A 25,971-nucleotide genomic window follows, 5' to 3' on the forward strand; every position below is an offset into this window, starting at 1 on the left:
TTCTTTTAGTGTTTAAAATGTCTTACTCCAGTAAATACCATTGCAATACCTGCTTCATCACAAGCATCAATGCTTAATTGATCCTTGATGGATCCACCAGGTTGTATGATTGCACTTACTCCAGCAGCAATTGCATTTTCCACAGTATCTGGCATTGGGAAGAATGCATCACTTGCTAGCACACTACCTTTTGCTTTTTCACCTGCTTGTTCAATGGCAATCTTCGCAGCACCGACGCGGTTCATTTGACCAGCACCGACACCAATTGTCATATCCTCTTTGGCAAGAACGATGGCATTACTTTTTACATGTTTTACTACTTTCCATGCAAATAGTAATTGCTTCATTTCTTCATCCGTTGGTTTGCGTTTTGTTGGGATGGTTAATTCCATGTCTTCTACATGCATTAAATCCATGTCTTGGACAAGTAATCCATCATTTACATTTGTTACTTTCGTTGTTTGTGCTACATCTAAATTTGTATCTAACACCATCAAACGAATATTCTTTTTCGCACTTAAGATTTCAAATGCTTCTTTTTCATATGAAGGAGCAATGATAATCTCTAAGAAAATTTGGCTTAGTTTCTTGGCTACAGCAACACTTACTTCACGGTTAAATGAAACAATCCCCCCAAAGATTGAAGTTGGATCTGCTTCATATGCTTTATCCCATGCTTCTTCAATAGTTGCACCAATTCCTACGCCACAAGGATTCATGTGTTTCATTCCCACTGCACATGGTTCACTAAATTCTTTTAACACTTCAATACATGCATTTGCATCTTGAATGTTGTTGTAAGAAAGTTCTTTTCCATGTAGTTGTTTTGCACGTGCAATTGAGTATTGTGGATTGACACCTTTATAGAAGGCAGCTTCTTGGTGTGGGTTTTCTCCATAACGTAAATCTTGCACTTTTTCATATGTCATCGTAAATGTTTCAGGATATTTTTCTCCTGTTTTCTTTGTTAGATAATCAGCGATGATTGTGTCATAACTTGCTGTGTGGCGGAATACTTTTGCGGCAAGGTATTCTCTTGTAATTGGACAAGTCTCACCATTTTCTTTTAGTTCTTTAAGTACATTGTCATAGTCACTTGGATCAACAATGACTGGAATGTATTTGTAGTTTTTTGCCCCACTACGCAGCATACTTGGTCCACCGATATCGATGTTCTCAATAATTTCTTCGTGACTTACCCCTTCTTTTTGCAATGTTTGCTTAAATGGGTACAAGTTTACACATACTAAATCGATGTATGCAATATGGTTTTCTTCTAATGCTTTAACATGTTCTGGATTATCACGTACACAAAGCAATGCACCATGTACATTAGGGTGTAATGTTTTTACACGACCATCCATAATTTCAGGGAAGTTTGTCACTTCACTAATTGAAATTGTAGGAATGCCTGCTTCATCTAATGATTTCTTTGTTCCTCCAGTGGAAATAATTTCATATCCTAAACTGACAAGTTCTTTTGCAAATTCAAGAACCCCAGTTTTATCTGATACACTAATTAGAGCTCGTTTCATTTTCTACCTCCTTGCATACGCTATCTAAAATTCTTGGAAACATATCGTATTCCATTTTATGAACTTCTTCTTCTAAGTTTTCTAAACTCCAAACTGGATCAATATCGATTCGTTCTTGATGAATAATTGGACCCGTGTCGACTCCATCATCCACAAAGTGAATCGTTACCCCTGTTGCTTTTACTTTTGCATCATAGGCATCTTGAATGCTATGTGCACCTGGAAATTCTGGTAAATATGCTGGGTGTAAATTAATAATACGATTTGGATAGTTTTCTAATAATACTTTACCAATAAAACGCATATATCCAGCAAGTGCAATTAGATCAATCTTATATGCTTGTAGGTATGAAAGAATTTGACTTTCATAAGCAACTTTACCAGCAAACGCTTTCGGATTGACATACACATAAGGAATTCCTAGCTTATTTGCTCTTGTAATTGCATATGCATCTTCTTTATCCACAATAAGTAGTTTGATTTTCGCATGTTTATAAACTGCTTTTACAAGATTTTCGAAGTTTGAACCACTGCCAGATGCAAAGATTGCTACGTTTACCACGTTAACTCCACTTCACCAGTACTAGTTACTTCACCAATAACGTATCCTGGTTCATTGATTTCTTTTAAGCTTGCTAGTACAGTGTCTACATCATTTGCATCAACTGCTAAGACAAACCCGATTCCCATGTTGAATACATTGTACATTTCTTTATTTTCGATTTGTCCTTTTTCTTGTAACAAATCAAAGATTTTAGGTCTTGGGAATGCCGTTGTATCAATGCGAACTCCAAGTCCATCTTTCAACATACGTGGTACATTTTCATAGAAACCACCACCCGTAATATGTGACATTCCTTTAATATCTACTTTTTCAAGTAAGTGTTTAATTGTTTTTACATATAGTTTTGTTGGGGTTAATAAGACATCACCTAATGGTTGGTCAAACCCTTCATATGTTGTGTGTAAATCCAATTTTGCATCTTTTAATAAAATTTTACGAATTAATGAGAATCCATTTGAGTGACATCCACTTGATGGTAATCCAATTAATACTTGTCCTGCATCGATTGTGCTTCCATCGAGTAGTTTACTTTTTTCAACAACTCCAACACAGAATCCTGCAATATCGTAATGTCCATCTTGGTACATGTCAGGCATTTCTGCAGTTTCACCACCAATAAGGGCACATTCACTTTCTACACATCCATCACTAACCCCTTTTACAAGTTGTTCGATTTGCGCTGGATGGTTTTTTCCTACTGCTAAATAATCTAGGAAGTATATTGGCATAGCCCCTTGAACAAGCACGTCATTCACACACATAGCAACTGCATCAATTCCTACTGTATCGTGTTTATCATATTCAAAGGCAACCATTAATTTGGTTCCTACACCATCTGTCCCAGAAACAAGAACTGGTTCTTTTAATCCGTAAACACTTAGATCAAACATACCACCAAATGACCCTAAAGCGGTGTAAGCACCTTTAATTTTTGTACGTTCTACATGGTTTTTGATGCGACGAACCGATTCATATCCGGCTTCTAAATCAACACCTGCTTCTCTATACTTATCACTCATTTGCTAGTTCCTCCTCTAATTGTTCACCTAAATCATATAAATCGGTTGGATATTTCCCGTTGAAACATGCAACACATAAATCTTCTGTCCCAAACGCTTCCATCATTTCTGGAATTTCTAAGAATTTTAATGAATCTGCTTGAATAAATTCATTAACTTCATTTGCATCCATTTTGGCACTAATTAGTTCCTTGCGACTTGATGTATCCACTCCATAGAAACATGGATGTGTAATCGCTGGTGAACCAATACGTACATGAACTTCACTTGCTCCTGCTTCTTTTAATAATTGAATGATACGACGTGAAGTTGTTCCTCTTACGATACTATCATCAATCAACATAATGCGTTTTCCTTTGACAATATCACGTACAGCACTTAATTTCATACGTACCCCACGTTCTCTTTGTTTTTGCGTTGGTTGGATAAAGGTTCTACCTACATAACGGTTTTTAATTAAACCAAGTTCATAAGGTAATCCACTTTCTTCTGCATATCCAATAGCTGCAGATAAAGATGAATCTGGTACACCAACAACGATATCTGCTTCAATACCACCTTGTTCCTTATCGATTTTCGCTAACATTCTTCCTGAAAGACGACGTGCTGTATGCACATTGATTCCTTCAATTGAAGAATCTGGACGTGAGAAGTAAATATATTCCATCGCACACATTTTCTTTTGTGTTTTGTCTGTATATTGAATCTTCTTAATCCCGTCGTAATCAAATTTAATAATTTGCCCAGGTTCGATATCAAATTCATCTTTTCCATTTACGATATCAAAAGCACAAGATTCACTACTTACAACCCATCCATCATCAACTTTTGCGACACTCATTGGACGAAGTCCATTTTTATCACGAACTGCATACATACAGTTTTCACGCATAACACAGAAGGCAAATGCACCTTCTAAGTGTTGTACAGCTTTAATAATTTTTTCTTCAAAGGTTCCTTCGCGTTCTCTTTGAATTAAGTGACCGATAACTTCCGTATCACTAGTTCCTTGGAAAATACTTCCGTTGTTTTCCATTTCTTCTTTTAATTCTTTGGCATTTACAATATTCCCATTATGACTAATCGCAAAGTGTCCTTTATGGCTACGAACCATAATTGGTTGCACATTTTCAATTTCATTGCCACCAGCTGTTGAATAACGTACGTGTCCTACAGCATGTACCCCTTTAAGTTGCTTTAAGGTTTGTGAATTAAAGGTATCTGTCAATAAACCTTTTCCTTTAATACATTTAATCTCTTTTTTATTGCTTGTGGCAATCCCACTTGCTTCCTGGCCACGGTGTTGCAATGCATGCAATCCGAAATAGGTTAATGCTGCAGCATCTTTTACATTAAAAACGCCAAAGACTCCGCACTCTTCATTGATTTTTCCATTTAAAAAATACTGCTTTTCGTCTAACATATTAATCCTCTTTTTTCTCCAATCTTGAGAAGATTTCTTTATAAGCTTCTTCTACATTTCCCATATCTCTACGGAAACGATCTTTATCTAATTTTTCACCTGTGTGTTTATCCCATAGGCGGCAAGTATCTGGACTGATTTCATCAGCTAATAGAATCTGACCTTCTTTAGTACGTCCAAACTCGATTTTGAAATCCACTAATTGAATTCCCATTTCATCCCACATCTTTAGCATCAATTCATTAATCTTTGATGTTTGTGCATATATCTCATCAAGTTCTTCACGTGTAGCCAAACCAAATGCAATGGCATGATAATCATTGATCAATGGATCTCCTAAATTATCATCTTTCCAGCAAATTTCCATAATTGGTGTTGAAACTTTTGTACCTTCTTCCATTTTGTAGCGTGCAGCTGCACTTCCAGCAACTAAGTTACGCACAATTACTTCCAGTGGAACAATATCCACTTTTGTACATAAAGAATCACGATCATTTAGTTCTTCAACTAAGTGTGTTTGAATTCCATGTTTCATCAAGTAACGATAAATCATATTTGAAATCTTATTATTAAGAACCCCTTTATTTTCAATCGTCCCTCTTTTTTCACCATTTCCTGCTGTTGCATCATCTTTATAGTGAATGATGACGAGATTCTCATCATCCGTGCGATAAATTTGTTTTGCTTTTCCTTCGTAGATCATTTCTAATTTTTCCATTTTGCCCACCTTTTCTATTTTTTGAAGTAATCGACACCGTTTTTAAAGATGTCTTGAAGTTTGTCTCCATAAATGTTTTTAAAGAGTCCATCTTCATAGCGTTCGCTATGTCCCATTTTTCCGAAGATTCTTCCATCCCGACTTGTGATACCTTCAATTGCGTATGTTGAACCATTGATGTTATACACACCAGACATCGTTGGTCGTCCACGTAAATCTGCATATTGCGTAGCCACTTGCCCATTTTCAAATAATTTTTGTGCTTCTTTTTCACTCACCACAAATTTACCCTCCCCATGTGACATGGCAATTTTGTGTGTGTCATCAACCTTGAATCCTTTCAACCATGGTGACATCGTTGAACTAACTCTTGTTGTCGCGATATGAGATACATGTCGGTTGATATCGTTTCTAAATAAAGTTGGTGAATTTTCATCAAGCTTTTCGATATCTCCATAAGGTAGTAACCCTGATTTAATCAAGGCTTGGAATCCATTACAGATTCCTAAGATCAGTCCATCGTTTGCCAGTAAGGTTTGTATAGCATCGTTGACTTTCTCATTCATTAATACATTGGCAATAAATTTACCACTTCCATCTGGTTCATCTCCACTTGAGAATCCACCAGGAATCATTAAGATTTGTGCATTTGCAATTTTTGTTGCTAGAGTATCAATACTGCGTTTTGTTGCTTCTACATCAATATTGTTGAATACATAAATTTCAGCATCAGCTCCTGCTTTTTCAAATGCTTTTTTACAATCGTATTCGCAGTTATTTCCAGGGAAAACTGGGATGATAACTTTTGGTTTATCGATTGGTGTTTTTGCTTTTACAATACTTTGATCATCGTAGTCGACTTTCTTCAAGTACTCAGCACCTTCATGTACAATCGTTGGATAGATTTCTTTGTAGCGAGCTTCCCATAAAGCAATTGCTTCATCAATACTCATGCTTTCATCGTTAACCTTAATTTTTAGATCTTCGATTGTCTTTCCTAAGTAGATAAAGTTTTCATCTTCAATTTCGCATGTACTTTCGACAACGAAACTTCCGATGTTTGCCGCAAACAAGTTTTCATCACTTGTTATATCAACTCCAATTTTATTTCCAAAACTCATCTTACATAATGCTTCGACAACTCCCCCATATCCAACTGCATTAGCAGCAACGATATGTTTTGCATCGATGTTATCTTTCACTGCACTAAAGATTTTCTTTAGTTGATTGTAGTTTGGTGAATCATCACGATTTGCTTTATGTTTTACATAATACAAGTAGTGATTTTCAGCTTTTAAATCATTTGATACAATGGCATCAACTTTCTCTGTTGTTACTGCAAAAGTGATTAATGTTGGTGGCACTGTTAAATCTTTATATGTTCCACTCATCGAATCTTTTCCACCAATAGATGGTGTTTCAAATGCCATTTGCGCTTCAATCAATCCAAGTAATGCTTGCGTCGGTTTTCCCCATTTTTTTGGATCATTTCCTAAACGCTCGAAGTATTCTTGGTTTGATAATCTTGCTTTTTTATAACTTGAACCAACCGCTACTTGTTTTGCTAGTGCTTCTACAACACTATATGAAGCTCCTAAGTATGGAGAGTATTTCGCAATACTTGGTTGGTATCCATACGTTAATACACTTGCTGTATTTGTTTGACCAAATACAGATACTTTTTGCACACTTGCTTGGCTTTCTGTCATTTGGTATTTTCCACCAAACGGCATTAAGACTGTTGTTGCTCCAATTGTTGCATCAAACATTTCGACAAGTCCGCGTTGACTCGCAACATTTTCATCTTGTAAGACAGTTGCCACAGATTCATGTTTTGCCACAAATGGAGTTGCATGATTTGCTGTGTAGTCTTCAATGATGACATCTTGTTCTTGACGCACACCATTTGTATCTAAGAAATTACGATCGATATCAACAATCGTTTCCCCTTTAAAGTTCATCATCAAACGATTATCATCACTGATTTCAGCAACAATGTATGTTTGTAAGTTTTCTTGGTATGCATATTCTTTGAATGCTTCGTATGCATCTGGTGAAATCACACAAGCCATACGTTCTTGTGATTCACTGATTGCAAGTTCAGTTCCATTTAATCCTGCATATTTTGTTGGTACTTTATCAAGGTTGATGTGAATTCCATCAGCTAATTCTCCAATGGCAACACTTACCCCACCTGCTCCAAAGTCATTTGCTTTTTTAATTAATCGTGTACAGTCTGGATTTCTAAATAAACGTTGTAATTTACGCTCAACAGGTGCATTTCCTTTTTGTACTTCACTACTACTTTTCGTTAATGAAGTTTCTGTATGTTCTTTACTTGAACCAGTTGCTCCACCAATTCCATCACGACCGGTTTCTCCACCAATCAAGACAACAATATCTCCGGCTTCTGGTTGTAAACGCATCACATTTGCTTTTGGTGCAGCTCCTACAACTGCTCCAACTTCCATACGTTTTGCTACATAGCCTTCATCAAAGATTTCTTTTACATAGGTTGTTGCTAAACCAATTTGGTTACCATAACTTGAGTATCCATTTGCTGCACCTTTTGAAATTACACGTTGTGGCAATTTGTTTGGTAATGTATCAGCAATCGGTTTTGTAATATCACCAGCACCAGTAATACGCATTGCTTGGTAAACATAACTTCTTCCAGATAGCGGGTCACGAATTGCCCCACCAATACATGTACTTGCTCCCCCAAACGGTTCAATTTCTGTTGGGTGGTTATGTGTTTCGTTTTTAAACATCAATAAGTATGGTTCTTCTTTTCCATCCACATCAACTGTGATTTCAATGGAACATGCATTGATTTCATCACTGACTTCAAGATCTTCAAGTAAACCATTTTGACGTATATATTTACCAGCTACAGTTGCCATGTTCATCAATGTAATTGGTTTTTCTTTCTTATTTGCTTTTTGATGTAAATCTAAAAATTGTTCGTATGCTTCTTGTAGACGACTACTAAATGTACCTTCTTCAAATACGATGTTTTTTAATACCGTTTCAAATGTCGTGTGACGACAGTGATCTGACCAGTACGTATCTAATACTTTAATTTCTGTAACTGTTGGGTTACGGTCTTCTTTTTTAAAGTATTCTTGAATGAATAGTAAATCTGCATCACTCATCGCAAGACTTTCGTTTTCACGATATGCTTTTACTTCATCTTCATTCCACTGGATAAATCCTTCGACGTTAAGTACTGGATCCACACTTACATCTTCATCATTTTCTAGAATTGTTAAATCCTTTTCACGCATTTCTACAGGATTGATAAAGTGGTGTTTAATCGCTTGGATATCTTCATCTGTTGGCATTCCTTCTAGAATGATCAAACGTCCACTTTTTACAACTACATCACTTTTATTGTTGAGTAGCATTAAACAAGCTTGGGCACTATCTGCACGTTGGTCAAATTGACCAGGTAAACTTTCATATGCAAAGTATGTTTTCCCAGACAAATCTACGTCATCGTATACTTCATCCGTTACGATTTCACTTAATACTTTAGTGCGTAGTAATTCGATATCTTGACTATCTGCTTCAAAAATATCGTATATGTTATATAGTTCAACGCCTATCACACTTGTAATTTGTAGGTTATGGTTAATATCGCTACAAATTGAATTTGCTTCTACATTAAACTTTTCTTTTTTTCTTACAAATAAACGTTGTTTCATCTAGTTTCCCTCATATGTTTCTATTTCACTATCGGCTAATACTGTTTTTGCCATTTGTACTTTAAAATCATCAAGTTTGATTGCCATTGCTTCATCTTCAATACCAATCATTTGCGCTGCAAGTATTGCAGCATTTGCAGCTCCTGCTTTTCCAATGGCAACAGTTGCTACTGGAATTCCTTTTGGCATTTGGACAGTTGAAAGAAGTGAATCCATTCCTCCAAGTGCACTTGTTTGCATTGGCACTCCAATAACTGGTAGTGTTGTAACTCCAGCGATGACTCCTGCAAGATGGGCAGCACCACCAGCGGCAGCAATTATGACTTTAATACCACGTTCACGTAATGCTTTGGCATATCCATGTGCTTCACTTGGTGTACGATGTGCACTTAAAATTCGCACTTCATATCCAATCCCGAATTCTTTCAATTGATTCATACAATTTTGCATGACTTCTAAATCACTTTTACTTCCCATAACAATACTTACTTGAATCATCTTTCTTACCTCCAGAAAATAAAAAAACCGTGGTTAATAAAACTATCTACCACGTTATGAAAAAAATTTACGTTTTCTTGTGAAATTTGTATTCATAACCATCATTTGCATGCTGTTACCTCCCCACAAGTTAGAGCGCAAACCAACAAAAAAAGTACTAATACAAACTTCATTCCTTGTAGTCTCGCAAATACCGGTGCGAGGTAGAAACTTGTTGACCATATCTCAACTATTATACAAGTACTTTCTTACATTCCTATAATACACAAAAAGCGATATCTTGTAAATAAGATACCGCTTTATTTTTTGATGTAATTTATAACTTAGATAAGTTGCAATTGACTAAATGCATCTGCTAGTCCACCATCATCATGACGTCTTACCACAAAATCACTAACTTCTTTTAATTTTGGGTCTGCATTTCCAACGGCAACACCGACATTACAGTATTCAAACATGTCAATATCGTTCTTTCCATCACCAATTGCAATGGTTTCATTTTTACTTACACCAATATGCGCTAGCACTTGATCAATTGCTACAGATTTACTTACACCTTTAATAATTAGTTCTCCACTGTTTTTTCCAAATGCAGGAACTGTACAGGCAAGCACTTCAAAGACATCTTTAAATCTTTCTTCTACATCTTGTAATGGATGATTTGCATTATCTAGAAAACAGATTTTATTAATTGATGCATAATCAATATCATCACTAAATGGTTGCAACGCTTTCACAAATGGTGCTTCCAATCCTTTTTCAATATCATCTGGACTCATTAATTTAGCTAGATGTAGTTGTAATTCTCTTGAGCCAAACAATCCTTCATTACTTTCAATGTAATATAAGATTCCACGTTCTTCAAAATACGCTTGTACTGCTTTTACATCTGCTTCTTGCATTTGTTTGTGGAATAGGTTTTTTTGATCTACATCCGCAAATCCTCCACCTGCTCCAATAATACCATCAAAACCAACTTCTAAGATGTTATCAAAGATTTCCGGTTTTGAGCGACCGGTACATAAGAATAATTTATGTCCATTTTTTCTTGCTTGTTTACAAGCTGCTTGCGCACTTTCTGGTACGGTATGTCCATCATCTAAACATAAGGTTCCATCTACATCAATAAACACTACTTTACTTTTCATTTCTATCTCCATCTTTTTCTAAAATACTACTATATATACGTTTGCTGACAACAATCCCATCTGGATTTGCAAACTCTGCATTTAAATAATCATAATAACTTCCTGGTGTGATAATTCCATACAACTTAATTAAGTCAATTCCTGCTGCACCTAGTAAGCGATCTACAAAGCGCACACAGTTATCACCAACAACAAAGAAGGTGCGAAAGCGACCATTACGAACTTTGAAGAAGTTGGTAGGAACATGAAAACTTAAGCGTGATGCATAAAAATCATTTACCCCAACATAAAACGGTGGAATCCATTTGATTGTATTTTCCATGACACAATCAACCAGTTCACTCATCGCTTGTAGTTGCATTTCACTTAACTTCAAACCAAAGCCAACAAGTGTTTTGGCACTATCTTCAATAACAAAAGGAATGTATTCTTTCTTATTTGCCCTAAAGAGTACACCATCACCGATAAGTTCAAACATACGCCAACTACTTGGATCATAGTTGCCATATGATAATACCATATTTTTATAGGCAATATCTACATGTCCAACACGTCCAAAGCCTTTTTCACTCATATGTACAAGTACTTCTACATCCACATCTTCATCACTTTTGCGTTCTTCAAAACTCAGTTTGGATGGTTGATCCACTTGTATTGGTTGCAAGAATTTATTAATTTGTCCAAGCACGTAACTTGGAATCATAAACTCTACAAATGTTGGCAAAGTAATTCGTATTTTACGCTTTAAATCGTTCTTACGTTGAATGGATAAGGCTAGACGCACACCTGATTGCAACATTCCAAAACCGTATAAAATAAAGAATACTGCAATTACATTCACCACAACACTTACATACATGGCAGGTGAAAATAATAAGAAGACCCCAAAGATAAAATACACAATTCCTACGGCAAGTTCTTTATATTGATCACGTACATGATTTTTACTTTTTATATATGCATTCACAAAATGGATTGCAGCATTCAGTAATGCATAAAAAGCACAGACAATTCCAAAGATCGATATTGGCATATCTGGAAATACGATGATTAATATTCCAATTGCAAAGTCGATACAAATGCGCAAAAAAGAATCTACTTTTTCTAAACCACGAATCTTATGTGTAATAAAGGTAAATAACTTACTTAGTCCCATCACCACAAACACAATTCCAAACACATAAAAAAAGGTGCTCAGTGTTAACATCGCAGCATTTAGAATAAAGATTCCTAGTAGAAATATGGCTAACCCGGTAATCATTTGTTGAATGGAATTTACTGGTTTGGTTTTCATAGTTGTATTATACATGAGTTTTCAACAGAAACAAGTATGTGAACTGTATCTAAACAAGTGTGTGAAAATATGCGTACATCTAGATTTTTTTAAGGTTTATACTATAATGGAAATTGAAGGATGTGAAAAACTTATGTTACCAGAAATTAACGAGTTTCTTGCAGAAATGGAAGAAGGAACTTTAGAAAGTTTAATGAGTCGTCATAGCGCTGAACGACTTACCCCAACAATGGATATTAATGAGATTGCGATCCAACTAAATCATGGGTCGATGTTGTTTACTTTGGACATGCTATGTTTGTATCACACATGGATAACAAATAAGCTAGAACAACAGCAAACAAACCAGAAGTAGGAGTTTCTCCTGCTTTTTTATTTGCATATTACAGATTTATGCTATAATGATTTTGTAATCTTCAGGGCAAGGTGCGTTAGTTAACTAACAATTCCTGACCGGCGGTAAACCCCGCGAGCCGAAAGGCTGAACTGGTGCAATTCCAGTGGCGACAGTATAGTCTGGATGAAAGAAGAACATTCTTTTCATATGAAATATTGCCCTGTGTTACTCACGGGTTTTTTTATTGAAAAGGAGATTATGAAATGAACAAAAAACTGGAGACACTAATTAAAGTTAGTGTACTTGCAGCAATTGCTGCAGTCGTGATGCTATTTGAAGTATCACTTGTCCCACTGGTTCCGCCTTTCTACAAAGTGGATCTTAGTGAAGTTATTGTCTTACTTGGGGGATTTGCCTTAGGACCTGGTCCTGCCATTATGATTGAGGCACTAAAAAACTTTATCAACTTTTTACTTGATGGAACCACAACGATGGGAATTGGTGAAGTCGCAAACTTTCTAATGGGATGTGCACTTGTCTTGCCTGCTTCGTATATGTATCACAAAAACAAAACTAAAAAACAAGCACTTCTTGGAATGCTTGTTGGTATTATTAGTTTATGCGTTGTTGCTATGATCCTTAACTACTTTGTTTTATTACCAGCATATGCATATTTCTTTAAGATGCCAATTGAAGCATTCTTAAGTCAAGCAAGTATTCCGGTATCAAGTCTATTTACCTTTATGCTTGTTGCTGTACTACCATTCAACTTAATCAAAGGATTCTTATCATGTTTAGTGGTGTTCCTACTTTACAAGAGAGTTACACCGATTTTAAAAAATAATAAATAGCACAACAAATGTAAAAACCTCCTCACGGAGGTTTTTATTATGCATTCATTTTTTCATATACTTTGTTAAAGATTTTGATTAACTGTTTCGTGATGTTTATTTCACTGTAAATTGTCATTAACGTATCCTGTGCATGTGCAAACAGTAATGAATACTCTGTACTCTGCTCATCACGCATTTCCTCTTGAATTGTCTCAGTTTGCACTTGATGTGCTTTTGTGATTTCATACTGAGCTTCTTTTAATAATGACTCTGCCTTTGTAATATCTTCATTTGCAATTGCTTCAAGCGCTTCCATACATTTGCTTCTAGCATCACCTGCTGCTAAAATTATCTCCATTGCTTTTTCTACACGTGTATCAGACATACTTCTACTCCTTCATTGTACATTCTTAACTTACGCTTCCTGTGTTTCTTCCTCTAAACATTGACGATCGTATACCTTGAAGAAAGGATAAAATATCATAAATGACAACGCAAAGTTAACCAAACATAAGATTAGTCCAGGAAGTCCACCAATAACAAACGCACCGATAGGTTTAGGAACATACCAGAAAGACCATAGTTTTGTGATTGCAGGTACCAACCCTAAGTATAATGAGAAATAAGTTGTAAATACAACGACTAATCCAGAAATCCACATTGGAATCATTAACATTGGATTAAATGCAATTGGTGCTCCGAAAATAATTGGTTCATTAATATTTAACATACTAGGAACGATAGCTGCTTTCCCCATAATCTTATTTTTTCTTGAACGAGCAAAAAGGAACATCATTAACGCTAATGCTAACGTACATCCTGAACCACCAATCGCCATATATGAGTTTACCCCATAGGCATTTAGAAGAGTAGGTGTTGCTCCCGCTGCTAATGCAGCTTGATTCTTTGCAAGTGCTGAATATACGATCGCTGACTCAATTGGCCATGTAACCCATGTTGAAATACCAAATGAATAAAGAAACGAATAACCAACCCAATATAAGACAATAAACCCTAATAATGAATCCCCAACTTGCAAAACCGGGCTAAAAACCCAATCAATTATACTCATCATATCAATTTGAAGAGCAAATACAAGGATATATCCAACTAGTAATATTACAAACATTGGAATTAATGTATCAAACCATATAGTAATAAAGTCTGGAATTTGCGAATCTTCCTTGAAAAAAGAGAAGTTCGCAAAGATATTCATCACGAAAGCGGCAAATAAACCTGCTACAATCGCACCAAACATTCCCCCTGCTCCTAAAGCACCGAATGTGAGTGAAATGAAATCTCCATCAAATGTAGGGCCACAGAACATTAAAAATAACGCAATTCCTGCAATTCCTGCTTCTTTTTTTGCTTTATTGTGTTTTTTAAGTTCCATTAAATTATACGGAATTAAAAATGCCAAGAACAAAGACATTAACCCCATTGAAAAATTAGAGATTTGTGATAGATCCGGAACAAAATCCCAAAACCCTCTCAAGATATCGACCAACGTAACAATTGATCCAATAAATATTATAGGCATACAAGTCATAATGGCTTGTTGTACTGCACTCAACCATGGATTTCTAGCAATCTGATTTAATTTTGGAGCTACCTTATTGCTAATCCAATCAACGAATTTTTTCATAATAAATTATTCCTCCTCATTTTTAAACACGCTTGTTTCATCAAGAATAAAATCTAATACAGCTTCACCATTTAAACTACCATATGCTGCTTTTGGTATTACATGAACAGGAACATTCCTAGCTGAAGCTGTTTTTTCTAATTCTGAAACTAAATAATCTAGGTGTGGTGCTACTAGCAATAAATCCAAAGTGTCTAAGTAATCTTCAACTGCAGCGTCGCTTCGAGCTGTTACTTTAACTTCAATTCCCCTATTTTTTGCAGCAACGCGGATATTACGTGCCAAAAACCCACTGGATGCACCACTTCCACATACTAGTAATATATTTTTCATACTCTCTCCTCCATTTCCATTAATGATAAAATTTTGTCATGACCTACTTATACAATAAAAGAAGTTAACTCTATTAACAAATAAAACGAGTTCCGCGATGGTGGAACTTCTTTTATTTGTTTGACTTTGTGTTGGCTATTTATAATGAAAACATAGAAAAGGAGTTTATATGAAAAACACAGAGAAATTTTTTTGGGGATCTTCAACTGCATCCTATCAATGTGAAGGTGCTTGGAATGAAGATGGAAAAGCAGAAGGTATGTGGGATACATATCTACACGAAAACAATTATGAGAACGGAGATGTCGCTAGTGATCACTACCATCATTACGAAGAAGATATTCGTTTACTAGCAGAATCAAATCAAAACGCATACCGATTTTCACTTTCTTGGCCACGCATTATTAAGAATCGTAATGGAGAAATCAACACTAAAGGGATTGACCATTACAACAAAGTAATCGATACTTGCATTAAATATGATGTTGAGCCTTTTGTGACAATTTATCATTATGATTTACCTCAGTATTGGGAGGAAGTTGGTGGATGGTTAAATCCAGATATTTGTGAAGCATATTTACATTATGCAAACACTTGCTTCGAAGCCTTTGGAGATAGAGTAACCTTTTGGGCGACTTTTAACGAACCGAAGTATATATCTATTCATCCATACTTGATTGGGAACTACCCTCCTGAGCATCATAGTGTACCTGAAACTATGTTATCTTCCTTTCACGTGATGTACGCTAGTGCTTTGGCAACGAGAGACTATCGTGCAAAAGGATATCAAGGAAAAATAGGAATGGTTCATAGTTGGAACCCTGTCGAGGGTATTGACGATTCTATTGAAACTCAAATCGCAATGCGTCATGCTGATAATTTTTACAACAATTGGGTACTTGATACAGCGGTGTTTGGAGAGTTTCCAATCGACCTTGTAACAACACTATCAAAAGAATATGATATATCGTTTATGACTCCAGAAAAATTACGTATCATAAAAAACAATACTGTGGACTGGATTGGACTGAATTACTATTATCGTGCACTTGTTAAACCTTATGTTGAAGGAGAGACCATGCTTTCTGTTAATAACGCTGGGAAATCTAAAAAGAACTCAACAAGCGTACAAATCAAAGGATGGTTTACACAATACATGGATCCAAAAGGTGTATTCACCGATTGGGATTTTGAAATCATTCCTCAAAGCATGAAATCTGGACTTATTCATCAATCAAAGAAGTATAACGTTCCAATTTATGTTACAGAGAACGGAGTCGGTTGTTACGAAGAACTAAATGAAAACAAAATTGAAGATACTTATAGAATTGAATTCATGAATGATCACATTGCCGCTTTAATACAAGCACAAAAAGCAGGTGCTGATGTTCGCGGTTATTTTGCATGGTCAACATTCGATATCTATTCTTGGAAAAATGGACACGAAAAAAGATATGGCTTGGTTGGTGTTGATTTCAACACACTCAAACGATATCCAAAAGCTTCTTATTATTGGTATAAAGAAATGATTAAAGCTAATGCTTCTACAATTGATCATTCAAACATTAAATAGTATGAGCGAGTTCACTACATGATATAATACATCTATAAAGAGGTACTATGCGAGAAAATAGAACAACTAAACTAATTGAATACTTAATTTTAAGTAACAATACCTGGATCCCAGCAAAACAAATTGCTGGGCATTTAGGCGTTTCGACAAGACAGGTACGAAAGTATATAACTACTATTAATAATACAAGCGATGATTTTAATTTAATACTTTCCGGAAAAGAAGGTTATAAGATAGCTGATCAACATTATGATGATTATTGTAAAGCTTTAACTACTCAAAAAAACTTTTCCCCACAACAAAGGCAAGACTATATTATACAGAAGTTAATTGCTTCACCAAAAGGATACGATATTTTCACAATTAGTGAGGAACTCTATGTTAGCGTCCCAACAATTGAACGTGATTTGAAATCTATTCGTTCTTTTTTGATTTCTCATAATCTCACATTACTGAGAAATGGAGACATTTTACTACTTGAAGGTGAGGAAAAAGACAAACGATCTATGATGAGTCATTTGCTCTCTTCGAAAGAATACAATTCGTTTGTTTTACAAGATAAAGTCCAATTGCTTTCTTATCATTATCATCTATGGGAATTCCGCAATAATATCCATCAAATTCTAACGGATAACAAAGTATTTACTAATGATTATTCACTAAACGACATTGCTTTACATCTTATTATTATGATTGATCGTATTCGTAGCGATTGCATGTTGGATACACCAATCGATATTAAAGAGTTAGAAACGAGTGATATATATCTTGCTACAAGAAATATTGTTACTTTCATCGAAAATGAATACGAGATTGCAGTTAATGATGCTGAATTCTATCAGCTATTTCTTATTGTTGCCAACAATTCCATCACTGTCGATGCAGGAAAAATTAATCAAGAGAATCTCGAAGAGTATATTGATAAACGCTTTTTGACAATAACTGAAACAATTTTAGAAAATATAGCTAAGACCTATTATTTAAATCCTTTCGACCAAAGTTTCCGAGTGAAAATGGCTTTACATCTATGGGCTCTTTATAGAAGAATCTCGAATGATAAATTTGCAAAGAACCCCCTAACAAAGCAAGTAAAATCTACATACCCCTTGATATATGACATTGCTGTTTATTTTGCACAAGAACTTGAACACACATTTAATACAGATATTAACGAAGATGAAATTGCCTATCTTGCTTTTCATATTGGTAGCTATTTTGAAAACAATGCAAAAAGCGAGAAACGATTATGTTGTATGTTTGTATATATGGAATATCACAATACACACCAAATTACAATGGAACGTGTTCAGCAAATATTTGAGGATAAAATCCATATTCAATATGCATTACCTCTCAGTCGCTACAAACCTTTAGAGGAAGAAGTAGACCTTATTATTTCTACTGTTGATTTAGATTTTCCTTATAGTAGTGTTATTATATCTCCGTTTATTACAGAAAAAGAGCTAAGTAAACTTCGTATCGCAATTGACCGAGAACTTCAAAACAAAAGGAAAAAGGCACTAATAAGTTACTTGGAAAGCTTCGTTGATGAGGAACTTTTTTATGCTCATGCAAATTTCTCTTCTGCTACGCAAGCGATAAAAGACATGGGCGCTGACCTCTATCGTTTGGGTTATGTTGAAGAGGGTTTTATCGATGATGTATTACAACGTGAAAAAACAAGTAGTACAGTATTTGGTAACGTTGCTGTCCCCCACGCTCTTTCTTCAAAGGCGAAAAAGGGTTTTATTTCTTTTGCAATTTGCAACCCACCCCTTCGATGGAATGAGAATGATGTGCATATAATTGTCATGCTTGGCATCAGCAATGATTCAAGAAAACAATTTGCAGATATTTTCGATTATTTAGTGGACGTAATAGCGGAAAGCGAATATGTAGAACAGCTTGTAGCACTTACATTATATGATGAATTCATAGATAAATTAATTGAATTTATACATCAAAAGCTTGTCGTATCATAAATGATTAAAAGGGTAGCTCGCGCTACCCTTTTAATTTTTGATGTTACAAAAGGAACAACAAGATTTTTATAGTTCCTATTTTATAGGAAAATTACATTGCCTCGAAAATGCAATAAGCTGAAAGTCACGCAAGTGACTTTTTAAATACGACTATTGGCATAGGCAATAATTACATCTGCTGCCCCTTCTACACCGACTTTACTTGTATTCACAACTAAATCGTAGTTACTAATTTTACCCCATACTTCATTCGTAAAGTAGTTAAAGTAGTTCGCTCTGCGCATATCCATATCATGTAATACTTTCTCAATATTTTCTGCATCGTCTTTATATACTTCAATTGCACGCTTTTTCTTATCAGCTACATCTGCGCGCACAAATACGCTAACAACATCGGGATCTTGTTTTAAAATATATCCTGAACAACGACCTAAGATAATACAACTTTGTTTTGCTGCTTCAAGGATCACATCTCGTTGATTGGTGTAGACTCTTTCATGTAAGGCAATTTCAGTTAGTACTCCACTTGCACCTAAAAACTTTGCCCCTCCTAGATGAAAATAGTAATCTGCATTTTCGACATTCTTTTCTACTTGATCATGAATACTTTTATTTTTTTCACTCTCATTACTCATTTGAAATAAGAGTTCTTTATCATACACAGGAATTCCTAATTTCTTACCTAGTTCATTTGCTAGTAGTATTCCTCCACTACCATATTCACGTGAAATTGTAATTAGTACTTTTTTTGCCATTTTGTCCACCTATCGGATAAAGTTCGTCCGTACCTTTCTTTCATATTCTGGAAATGGTAAACCTTTTTCCATTGCTGCTTCAATACACTTAAGCATAAACGCCATATTTTTTGCCAATGAGCGCATTGTTTGGAGACCTTCTAAATCTTTTTCAACATCTTCAGCAGTAGAACCATGTACCACATTCCAATATTGTGATGGAACTACTGGCATATGATTGATCAAGAAATACTTTTGAATATGATCTAGTGTATTCATTGCACCTGCACGTCTACATGATGCAACGGCTGCACCTGGTTTTTGTGCAAATACATTTCCTGCTGAATAAAACAAGCGATTCATAAATGCAGTAAGTGGTCCTGATGCATCTGCATAATATGTTGGACTTCCAAAGACAAATCCATCTGCATCTTTTGCCATTTTGGCAAATGTATTTACAAGATCATCTTGAAAACACTCACCTTTTTCTGCACATATCCCACAAGATGTACACCCCATAATTGGTGTTGTTCCAATATGGACAATCTCTGTTTCAATTCCTTCACTTTGTAGTTGTTTTTCCACTTCTAATAATGCTCGATGCGTACATCCTGCTGGGCGTGGACTTCCATTCATCAATAATACTTTCATCTTATCACCTAAACCCTTATATACGTATTATACGCCAAAAATTCAAACAAAGGCTATGGGAATGATACAAGCTTGAAAAAAAGACACCGAAGTGTCTTAGATTTTCTATTTGTTGTCGTAGTTAAAGCGTTGTAACATTTCGCTTACTGGACGACCTTCTTCGATTTGACGAATGGTTAGGGCAAGAAGTTCAGCTAAACTGATCACACGCATTTTTGGCATCAGTTTTGCATTTTCTGTTTGATCAATTGTGTTTGTACAAACAAATTCAACAATTTTAGAATTATTGATGCGTTCAATTGCTGGATCACTAAGTACAGCATGTGCACATGCTGTGTATACTTCAGTTGCTCCATTGTTGTATAACATATCAATACCCGCCATCAATGTACCTGCAGTATCTACGATGTCATCAACAACAATTGCTTTTTTACCTTTTACATCTCCAATTAAGTTCATTGCTTCTGCAACGTTTGGTTTTGGACGACGTTTGTCAATAATTGCAAGAGGACAGTTTAATGCATTTGCAACTTTACGTGCTCTTGTTGTTCCTCCATGATCTGGTGATACAACAACAACATCGTCTGCATTTGGTCCGAATTTTTCAACAAAGTAGTTTGAGATAATGCACATAACACTTAAATCATCTACCGGGATGTTGAAGAACCCTTGGATTTGTGCAGCGTGTAACTCTGTTGTGATAACACGAGTTGCTCCTGCAGCTTGTAATAAATCGGCGATAAGTTTCGCTGTAATCGGTTGACGTGGTTGCGCTTTACGGTCTTGTCTAGCATATCCGTAATACGGCGTAATCACACTAATACTTTTTGCACTTGCACGTTTACATGCATCAATGCAAATAAGCACTTCCATAATTGAACTTGATACTGGATTACACGTCGATTGAACGATAAATACGTCCTTCCCACGTACCGTGTCTCCAAGTTGTACTAGGATTTCCCCATCTGCAAAGTGCTTCACTTCACATTTTCCTAGTTCCAATCCAATAACTTCACACATTTCTTTTGCCAAGTTTACACTTGTAGTTAGGGCAAAAACTACAGCTTTTTCCTTATCCATGATTTTCTCCTTCATTTTATTTATTTTTGTATTGGTTACCTTTTTCAGGTTTGTTTTCTTGGAATGGTCTTGCAATTCCCATAGCTCCATCTTCCACATCTTTATTGATGGTACTTCCTGCAGCTAATAATGCATTTTTACCAATGGTTACTGGCGCAATTAAGTTTACGTTACTTCCAACGAATGCTCCATCACCAACTACTGTACGGAATTTGTTTTTTCCATCGTAGTTTACAGTGACAACACCACAACCAAAGTTTACTTTTTCTCCGACATCACTATCTCCTAGGTACGTTAAATGTGCACATTTACTACCTAAACCGAAGTTTGTATTCTTCATTTCCACAAAGTTTCCAATGCGGGCATTTCCTTTTATATGCGTATGTCCTCGTAAGTGAGACATTGGTCCAACCACGCTATCTACACCAACAATACTATCCACAATCTTACTTGAATCGATTGTTACGTTATCTTCAATGGTTGCATTTGATAGAAATGAATTTGGTAAAATCGTTGCGTTTTTACCAATAACAGTTCCTTTTTCAATCCAAACATTTGGATAAATCGTACTACCTTCACCAATCGTGCAATCTTCATCGATATACGTGTTGTTGATGTCCATTACATACACACCTTGTTTTAATAATTTTTCATTTTTTAAAACCCAAGATTCTTTACGTGCTAACATTTGATCTGTATAATCCATAAATACTCCTTCTTGCTTACGCATCCTATCATATCAAAAAAAAGTCAAGAGTTCATCCTTTCCTATTAAAAAAGTACATTTTTTTAAATGTACTTTCGTTTTTTATGATTAAGCTTGTCCTTCAGAACCGAATTCTTTAACTTTGTTAAGAACTTCAGCTTTGATTGCATCACAACCTGGAGCTAATAATTTACGAGGGTCGTATCCTTTACCTTCTAAGTCTTTACCAGCTTCAACATATTTACGAGTAGCAGCAGCAAATACTAATTGTAATTCTGTATTTACGTTGATTTTTGATACTCCTAAAGAGATTGCTTTTTTAATTTGGTCAGTTGGAATTCCTGAACCACCGTGTAATACTAATGGTTTTCCGCTTGTTACGTCTTGGATTTGTCCAAGTACATCGAAGTTTAATCCAGCCCAGTTTTCAGGGTATTTTCCGTGGATGTTTCCGATTCCAGCAGCTAACATGTCAACACCTAAGTCAGCGATAACTTTACATTCTTGAGGGTCTGCAACTTCTCCTGAACCTACAACACCATCTTCTTCTCCACCGATTGCTCCAACTTCACATTCAACAGATACACCTTTGCTGTGGCAAAGTTCGATAATTTCTTTTGATTTTTCTAAGTTTTCTTCGAATGGGTAGTGAGATCCATCAAACATAATTGATGAGAATCCAGCTTCTAATGCAGCTTTTGCCCCTTCGTATGAACCGTGGTCTAAGTGTAATGCAACTGGAACTGTAATTCCTAATGATTCAACCATTGCTTCAACCATTGCAACTACTGTTTTGTAACCAGTCATGTATTTTCCAGCACCTTCAGATACTCCAAGGATTACTGGTGATTTTGCTTCTTCACAAGCTAATAAAATCATTTTAGTCCATTCTAAGTTGTTAATGTTAAATTGACCAACTGCGTAATGTCCTGCATGTGCTTTTTCAAGCATTTCTTTTGCTGATACTAATGCCATTTTATAATTCCTCCTGTTTCAGTACCTCTATAATACTCCATTTTCATTTAAAAGTGAAGCATGTTATTGAGAAAGTTTTCACAATTGAACTCGTATTTTAAAGGCTTTTTCTGATGTTTTGTATTTTGTTTAGATTAAGCCTTTAATATCTTTGTATGGTTTATCAAATGCTGTAGCAACACCTTCAAAGGTAATGTGACCTTTGTATGTATTAATTGCACTAACCATCACTGGATCATGAATCAACTCTTCCATTGATGCACTTGCAATTTTTAATCCATATGCAAGTGTTGCATTGGTTAAAGCAATCGTTGAGGTTCTTGGTACAGCTCCCGGCATATTTCCTACACAGTAGTGAACAACACCATCAACCACATACGTTGGATCATCATGGTATGTTGCTTTTGTGCTCTCTGCACATCCACCTTGGTCAACTGCTACATCGACAATTACACTTCCTGGTTGCATGTTTGCTAAATAGGATTTCTTGATTAATTTAGGTGCGGCTGCCCCAGGGATTAAAACTGCCCCAATAACAAGGTCTGCTTGTTTACATTGTTCTTCAATTTCATGATCGGTTGAATACAGTGTTTGAATACTGTTTCCAAAGATATCATCAAGTTGTGCTAAACGACGAATGCTTTTATCTAAGATAATTACATCTGCTCCTAGTCCAACTGCAACTTTTGCAGCGTGTGTTCCAACGACACCACCACCGATAATGACAACTTTACCTTTTTGTACGCCTGGTACACCACTAAGCAATACACCACGTCCACCGCTATGTACTTCTAAACTTTTGGCACCTTCTTGTAAAGCTAAACGTCCAGCAACTTCACTCATTGGTTTTAATAATGGAAGTTCTCCTGCATCCATTAACGTTTCATAAGCAAATCCTGTAACTTTCTTTTTCGTTAATTCATCTGTTAGTTCTTCATTTGCTGCTAAGTGCAAATATGTATATAAGATTAAACCTTCGCGGAAGTATGTATATTCACTAGCTAAAGGTTCTTTTACTTTTATCATCATATCTACGGTTTCCCAAACAGTGCTTGCTTGATCAACTACGATTGCTCCTGCTTCTTGGTAGGCATCGTCCATAAATCCACTACCTACACCCGCACCTTTTTCAAAGTACACTTCGTGTCCTGCTTGGACATATGCTTGCACACTTGCTGGGGTTAAACCAACCCGATATTCATGTTTCTTTATTTCTTTTACACATCCTATTTTCATACATTCACCTCTGTTTCTACTGTAAATTATATGATAATTTGAGCTCTAGGTAAATGTAGATGCAAAAAAAAGAACAATTTTCGCAAAGCTAGTTTGTTTTGCATATTGTTCTTTTCGCTGTTTGATGCATCGATTTGAATTCGCCTGTTGCATCATTTTCACACAAACTACCAAGAGGTAATTTATTATTTTTGAACACATCAAAATTGTGTTCTTGTATATCATAAGAGAATACAACTTTATTTTCTACTTAGATGCACGATAGAAAAAAACCAAGGTTTCCCTTGGCCATTCTTAGAATAATCCTGTGATGTTTCCATCCTCATCAATATCCATACGGTTTGCTGCTGGTATTTTTGGTAAACCAGGCATTGTCATAACACTACCCGTTAATGCCACAATAAAACCTGCACCTAATGATGGACGAAGTTCACGAATCGTAATTGTAAAGTCTTTTGGTGCTCCACAGATTTTTGCATCATCTGTTAAACTTGATGGAACTTTCGCCATACAAATCGCAAGTTTATCCCAACCATGTTGTGTAAACATCGCAATTTGTGCTTTTGCTTCATCTGTATAATGTACATCTTTTGCCCCATAACATGTTTTGGCAATAGTTAAGATTTTATCTTCAATTGATGCATCTAAATCATAGAGTGGTTTGTAGTTGTTTTCTTGTTCAACAAGTTCAACTAATTGATTTGCTAGATCTACTGCACCTTCTCCACCTTTTGCCCATACTTGTGATAATGACATTGGGTGATTGTTTTGTTTACACCATGCTTGTAGTGCCTCTACTTCTGCTTGTGTATCTGTTGCAAATTCATTGATTGCTACTACATATGGTAAACCGAAAGCTTGAATGGTTTCAATGTGTTTCGCAAGGTTACAGCATCCTTCAAGCATCGCTTCTACATTTTCTATTTGTAAATCTTCATAAGCAACATTTCCATGTTGTTTTAAAGCGCGAATTGTCGCAACGATCACAACTGCATTTGGTTTTAAGTTTGCTTCACGACATTTGATATCTAAGAATTTTTCAGCTCCTAAGTCCGCTCCAAATCCTGCTTCTGTAATAACATAATCAGCAAGTTTTAAGCAGGTTCTTGTTGCTAGTACACTATTACATCCATGTGCGATATTTGCAAATGGTCCACCATGAATTAATACTGGATTGTTTTCAAGTGTTTGAACAAGGTTTGGTTTAATTGCATCTTTCATAACCATTGCACATGCTCCAGCAATTCCTAAATCTGCAACATACACAGGTTGTCCTTCTACATTATAAGCAACTAAGATTTTCCCAATACGTTCCTTTAAATCCATTAATGAATTTGCTAAACAAAGTACTGCCATAATTTCACTTGCTACTGTGATTGTAAATCCATCATGACGTTCTACTCCATTAGCTTTTGGCCCTAAACCTACTTCTACTTGACGAAGTACACGATCATTCATATCTAAAACACGTTTAAAGACGACACGATCTTTATCGATTTGTAATTCATTTCCTTGGTGTAAGTGATTATCTAAACATGCACTAATTAAGTTATTACATGTTGTGATGGCATGCATATCTCCAGTAAAGTGAAGATTGATATCTTCCATTGGGACAACTTGTGCATATCCTCCACCAGCAGCTCCACCTTTAATTCCAAAGACTGGTCCTAGACTTGGTTCACGTAAAGCAACCATCGCTTTTTTACCAATTTGGTTAAATGCATCAACTAAACCAACTGTTGTTGTGCTTTTTCCTTCACCAGCTCTTGTTGGGTTAATCGCTGTTACTAAAATTAGTTTTCCATCTTCCTTTGCTTCTGCATTTTTTAATACATCAAGCGAAACTTTTGCTTTTACATTCCCATATAGTTCCAATTCACTTTCAGGAATTCCTGCTTTTTTTGCAATCTCACTAATTGGTTGCAGTTTTGCTTCCTGTGCAATCTCTAAATCTGTTTTGTACATTTCTCGCCACTCCT

At 35.7% G+C, this 25,971-nt stretch carries 22 protein-coding genes, 1 pseudogene and 2 riboswitches; of the genes and pseudogenes, 4 read left to right on the forward strand and 19 right to left on the reverse strand.

Features of this window, described 5'->3' with window-relative positions; translation table 11 throughout:
* Positions 1–5: 5 nt before the first annotated feature.
* From purH to M2098_RS03490, 9 genes are all read right to left on the reverse strand, one after another.
* Positions 6–1,535 carry a bifunctional phosphoribosylaminoimidazolecarboxamide formyltransferase/IMP cyclohydrolase gene (gene purH / locus M2098_RS03450; RefSeq protein WP_280681740.1) on the reverse strand — a complete coding sequence of 510 codons (1,530 nt, stop codon included), beginning with the start codon at positions 1,533–1,535 and terminating at the stop codon, positions 6–8.
* Entirely contained in the window at positions 1,516–2,097 is a 582-nt protein-coding gene (gene purN, locus M2098_RS03455; RefSeq protein WP_280681741.1) for a phosphoribosylglycinamide formyltransferase, read from the reverse strand. The genes purH and purN overlap by 20 nt, the downstream gene beginning before the upstream one ends.
* Positions 2,091–3,119 carry a phosphoribosylformylglycinamidine cyclo-ligase gene (purM, locus tag M2098_RS03460; protein ID WP_280681742.1) on the reverse strand — a complete coding sequence of 343 codons (1,029 nt, stop codon included), beginning with the start codon at positions 3,117–3,119 and terminating at the stop codon, positions 2,091–2,093. Before purM ends, purN begins: the two co-directional genes overlap by 7 nt.
* Positions 3,112–4,542 carry an amidophosphoribosyltransferase gene (gene purF / locus M2098_RS03465; RefSeq protein ID WP_280681743.1) on the reverse strand — a complete coding sequence of 477 codons (1,431 nt, stop codon included), beginning with the start codon at positions 4,540–4,542 and terminating at the stop codon, positions 3,112–3,114. Before purF ends, purM begins: the two co-directional genes overlap by 8 nt.
* Position 4,543: 1 nt before the next feature.
* A complete protein-coding gene (gene purC, locus M2098_RS03470) occupies positions 4,544–5,260 on the reverse strand; it encodes a phosphoribosylaminoimidazolesuccinocarboxamide synthase (protein WP_280681744.1) in 717 nt (238 codons plus the stop codon).
* A 14-nt stretch (positions 5,261–5,274) separates the two neighbouring features.
* Positions 5,275–8,967, reverse strand: coding sequence for a phosphoribosylformylglycinamidine synthase (locus M2098_RS03475; protein ID WP_280681746.1), 3,693 nt, complete (start codon positions 8,965–8,967; stop codon positions 5,275–5,277).
* A complete protein-coding gene (purE, locus tag M2098_RS03480; protein ID WP_348521558.1) occupies positions 8,968–9,480 on the reverse strand; it encodes a 5-(carboxyamino)imidazole ribonucleotide mutase in 513 nt (170 codons plus the stop codon). It abuts the gene before it with no gap.
* 144 nt (positions 9,481–9,624) lie between these two features.
* Positions 9,625–9,725, reverse strand: a riboswitch (purine riboswitch).
* Positions 9,726–9,788: 63 nt separating this feature from the next.
* Complete coding sequence (locus M2098_RS03485; protein WP_280681750.1) at positions 9,789–10,613, reverse strand: HAD family hydrolase; 825 nt, start codon at positions 10,611–10,613, stop codon at positions 9,789–9,791.
* Positions 10,603–11,907, reverse strand: a complete 1,305-nt coding sequence (locus M2098_RS03490) for a DUF308 domain-containing protein (RefSeq protein WP_280681752.1) — start codon at positions 11,905–11,907, stop codon at positions 10,603–10,605. The genes M2098_RS03485 and M2098_RS03490 overlap by 11 nt, the downstream gene beginning before the upstream one ends.
* Positions 11,908–12,040: 133 nt before the next feature.
* Between M2098_RS03490 and M2098_RS03495 the strand changes: the two genes are divergently transcribed.
* Positions 12,041–12,262, forward strand: a complete 222-nt coding sequence (locus M2098_RS03495) for a hypothetical protein (protein WP_280681754.1) — start codon at positions 12,041–12,043, stop codon at positions 12,260–12,262.
* 53 nt (positions 12,263–12,315) lie between these two features.
* Positions 12,316–12,443: riboswitch (FMN riboswitch) on the forward strand.
* A gap of 64 nt (positions 12,444–12,507) precedes the next feature.
* Complete coding sequence (locus M2098_RS03500) at positions 12,508–13,095, forward strand: ECF transporter S component (protein WP_280681756.1); 588 nt, start codon at positions 12,508–12,510, stop codon at positions 13,093–13,095.
* A 37-nt stretch (positions 13,096–13,132) separates the two neighbouring features.
* On the opposite strand, the gene M2098_RS03505 is transcribed toward M2098_RS03500, so the two are convergent.
* The 3 genes from M2098_RS03505 to M2098_RS03515 are packed head-to-tail and all read right to left on the reverse strand — an operon-like array spanning position 13,133 to position 15,055.
* The gene (locus tag M2098_RS03505; protein ID WP_280681758.1) at positions 13,133–13,462 is read right to left on the reverse strand and encodes a PTS lactose/cellobiose transporter subunit IIA; all 330 of its coding nucleotides are present in this window, start codon (positions 13,460–13,462) and stop codon (positions 13,133–13,135) included.
* 30 nt (positions 13,463–13,492) lie between these two features.
* The gene (locus M2098_RS03510; protein WP_280681760.1) at positions 13,493–14,722 is read right to left on the reverse strand and encodes a PTS transporter subunit EIIC; all 1,230 of its coding nucleotides are present in this window, start codon (positions 14,720–14,722) and stop codon (positions 13,493–13,495) included.
* Between the two features lie 6 nt (positions 14,723–14,728).
* On the reverse strand, positions 14,729–15,055 hold the full coding sequence (locus M2098_RS03515; protein WP_280681762.1) for a PTS sugar transporter subunit IIB: 327 nt from the start codon (positions 15,053–15,055) through the stop codon (positions 14,729–14,731).
* Positions 15,056–15,224: 169 nt separating this feature from the next.
* On the opposite strand from M2098_RS03515, the gene M2098_RS03520 reads away from it, so the two are divergent.
* Together M2098_RS03520 and M2098_RS03525 are read left to right on the forward strand one after the other, a co-directional pair.
* Positions 15,225–16,628: a glycoside hydrolase family 1 protein gene (locus tag M2098_RS03520; protein WP_280681764.1), complete on the forward strand. Its 1,404-nt coding sequence runs from the start codon at positions 15,225–15,227 to the stop codon at positions 16,626–16,628.
* A 47-nt stretch (positions 16,629–16,675) separates the two neighbouring features.
* The gene (locus M2098_RS03525) at positions 16,676–18,610 is read left to right on the forward strand and encodes a PTS sugar transporter subunit IIA (protein WP_280681766.1); all 1,935 of its coding nucleotides are present in this window, start codon (positions 16,676–16,678) and stop codon (positions 18,608–18,610) included.
* A 140-nt stretch (positions 18,611–18,750) separates the two neighbouring features.
* Here M2098_RS03525 and M2098_RS03530 read toward each other — a convergent pair whose 3' ends face one another.
* From M2098_RS03530 to M2098_RS03560, 7 genes and pseudogenes are all read right to left on the reverse strand, one after another.
* Positions 18,751–19,365, reverse strand: a complete 615-nt coding sequence (locus tag M2098_RS03530) for a cytidylate kinase-like family protein (RefSeq protein WP_280681768.1) — start codon at positions 19,363–19,365, stop codon at positions 18,751–18,753.
* 9 nt (positions 19,366–19,374) lie between these two features.
* Complete coding sequence (locus M2098_RS03535; protein ID WP_280681770.1) at positions 19,375–19,995, reverse strand: flavodoxin family protein; 621 nt, start codon at positions 19,993–19,995, stop codon at positions 19,375–19,377.
* A gap of 105 nt (positions 19,996–20,100) precedes the next feature.
* Complete coding sequence (locus M2098_RS03540; RefSeq protein ID WP_280681772.1) at positions 20,101–21,075, reverse strand: ribose-phosphate pyrophosphokinase; 975 nt, start codon at positions 21,073–21,075, stop codon at positions 20,101–20,103.
* A 16-nt stretch (positions 21,076–21,091) separates the two neighbouring features.
* A pseudogene (locus tag M2098_RS03545) lies at positions 21,092–21,760 on the reverse strand (DapH/DapD/GlmU-related protein); the annotation flags it as partial.
* 129 nt (positions 21,761–21,889) lie between these two features.
* A complete protein-coding gene (gene fba / locus M2098_RS03550) occupies positions 21,890–22,756 on the reverse strand; it encodes a class II fructose-1,6-bisphosphate aldolase (RefSeq protein ID WP_280681780.1) in 867 nt (288 codons plus the stop codon).
* Positions 22,757–22,885: 129 nt separating this feature from the next.
* Positions 22,886–23,992, reverse strand: coding sequence for an alanine dehydrogenase (gene ald, locus M2098_RS03555; RefSeq protein WP_280681782.1), 1,107 nt, complete (start codon positions 23,990–23,992; stop codon positions 22,886–22,888).
* Between the two features lie 294 nt (positions 23,993–24,286).
* Positions 24,287–25,957, reverse strand: coding sequence for a formate--tetrahydrofolate ligase (locus M2098_RS03560; protein WP_280681784.1), 1,671 nt, complete (start codon positions 25,955–25,957; stop codon positions 24,287–24,289).
* Between the last annotated feature and the right edge of the window lie 14 nt (positions 25,958–25,971).

This window comes from Breznakia sp. PFB1-19 (assembly GCF_029893935.1).
GTDB classification, from domain to species: Bacteria; Bacillota_I; Bacilli_A; order Erysipelotrichales; family Erysipelotrichaceae; genus Breznakia; species Breznakia blatticola.

Coding starts and splice junctions, on each gene's coding strand:
- purH (WP_280681740.1), bottom strand. CDS start 1,535: ATGAAACGAGCTCTAATTAGTGTATCAGATAAAACTGGGGTTCTTGAA.
- purM (WP_280681742.1), bottom strand. CDS start 3,119: ATGAGTGATAAGTATAGAGAAGCAGGTGTTGATTTAGAAGCCGGATAT.
- purF (WP_280681743.1), bottom strand. CDS start 4,542: ATGTTAGACGAAAAGCAGTATTTTTTAAATGGAAAAATCAATGAAGAG.
- purC (WP_280681744.1), bottom strand. CDS start 5,260: ATGGAAAAATTAGAAATGATCTACGAAGGAAAAGCAAAACAAATTTAT.
- M2098_RS03475 (WP_280681746.1), bottom strand. CDS start 8,967: ATGAAACAACGTTTATTTGTAAGAAAAAAAGAAAAGTTTAATGTAGAA.
- M2098_RS03485 (WP_280681750.1), bottom strand. CDS start 10,613: ATGAAAAGTAAAGTAGTGTTTATTGATGTAGATGGAACCTTATGTTTA.
- M2098_RS03490 (WP_280681752.1), bottom strand. CDS start 11,907: ATGAAAACCAAACCAGTAAATTCCATTCAACAAATGATTACCGGGTTA.
- M2098_RS03495 (WP_280681754.1), top strand. CDS start 12,041: ATGTTACCAGAAATTAACGAGTTTCTTGCAGAAATGGAAGAAGGAACT.
- M2098_RS03500 (WP_280681756.1), top strand. CDS start 12,508: ATGAACAAAAAACTGGAGACACTAATTAAAGTTAGTGTACTTGCAGCA.
- M2098_RS03505 (WP_280681758.1), bottom strand. CDS start 13,462: ATGTCTGATACACGTGTAGAAAAAGCAATGGAGATAATTTTAGCAGCA.
- M2098_RS03510 (WP_280681760.1), bottom strand. CDS start 14,722: ATGAAAAAATTCGTTGATTGGATTAGCAATAAGGTAGCTCCAAAATTA.
- M2098_RS03515 (WP_280681762.1), bottom strand. CDS start 15,055: ATGAAAAATATATTACTAGTATGTGGAAGTGGTGCATCCAGTGGGTTT.
- M2098_RS03520 (WP_280681764.1), top strand. CDS start 15,225: ATGAAAAACACAGAGAAATTTTTTTGGGGATCTTCAACTGCATCCTAT.
- M2098_RS03525 (WP_280681766.1), top strand. CDS start 16,676: ATGCGAGAAAATAGAACAACTAAACTAATTGAATACTTAATTTTAAGT.
- M2098_RS03530 (WP_280681768.1), bottom strand. CDS start 19,365: ATGGCAAAAAAAGTACTAATTACAATTTCACGTGAATATGGTAGTGGA.
- M2098_RS03535 (WP_280681770.1), bottom strand. CDS start 19,995: ATGAAAGTATTATTGATGAATGGAAGTCCACGCCCAGCAGGATGTACG.
- M2098_RS03540 (WP_280681772.1), bottom strand. CDS start 21,075: ATGGATAAGGAAAAAGCTGTAGTTTTTGCCCTAACTACAAGTGTAAAC.
- fba (WP_280681780.1), bottom strand. CDS start 22,756: ATGGCATTAGTATCAGCAAAAGAAATGCTTGAAAAAGCACATGCAGGA.
- ald (WP_280681782.1), bottom strand. CDS start 23,992: ATGAAAATAGGATGTGTAAAAGAAATAAAGAAACATGAATATCGGGTT.
- M2098_RS03560 (WP_280681784.1), bottom strand. CDS start 25,957: ATGTACAAAACAGATTTAGAGATTGCACAGGAAGCAAAACTGCAACCA.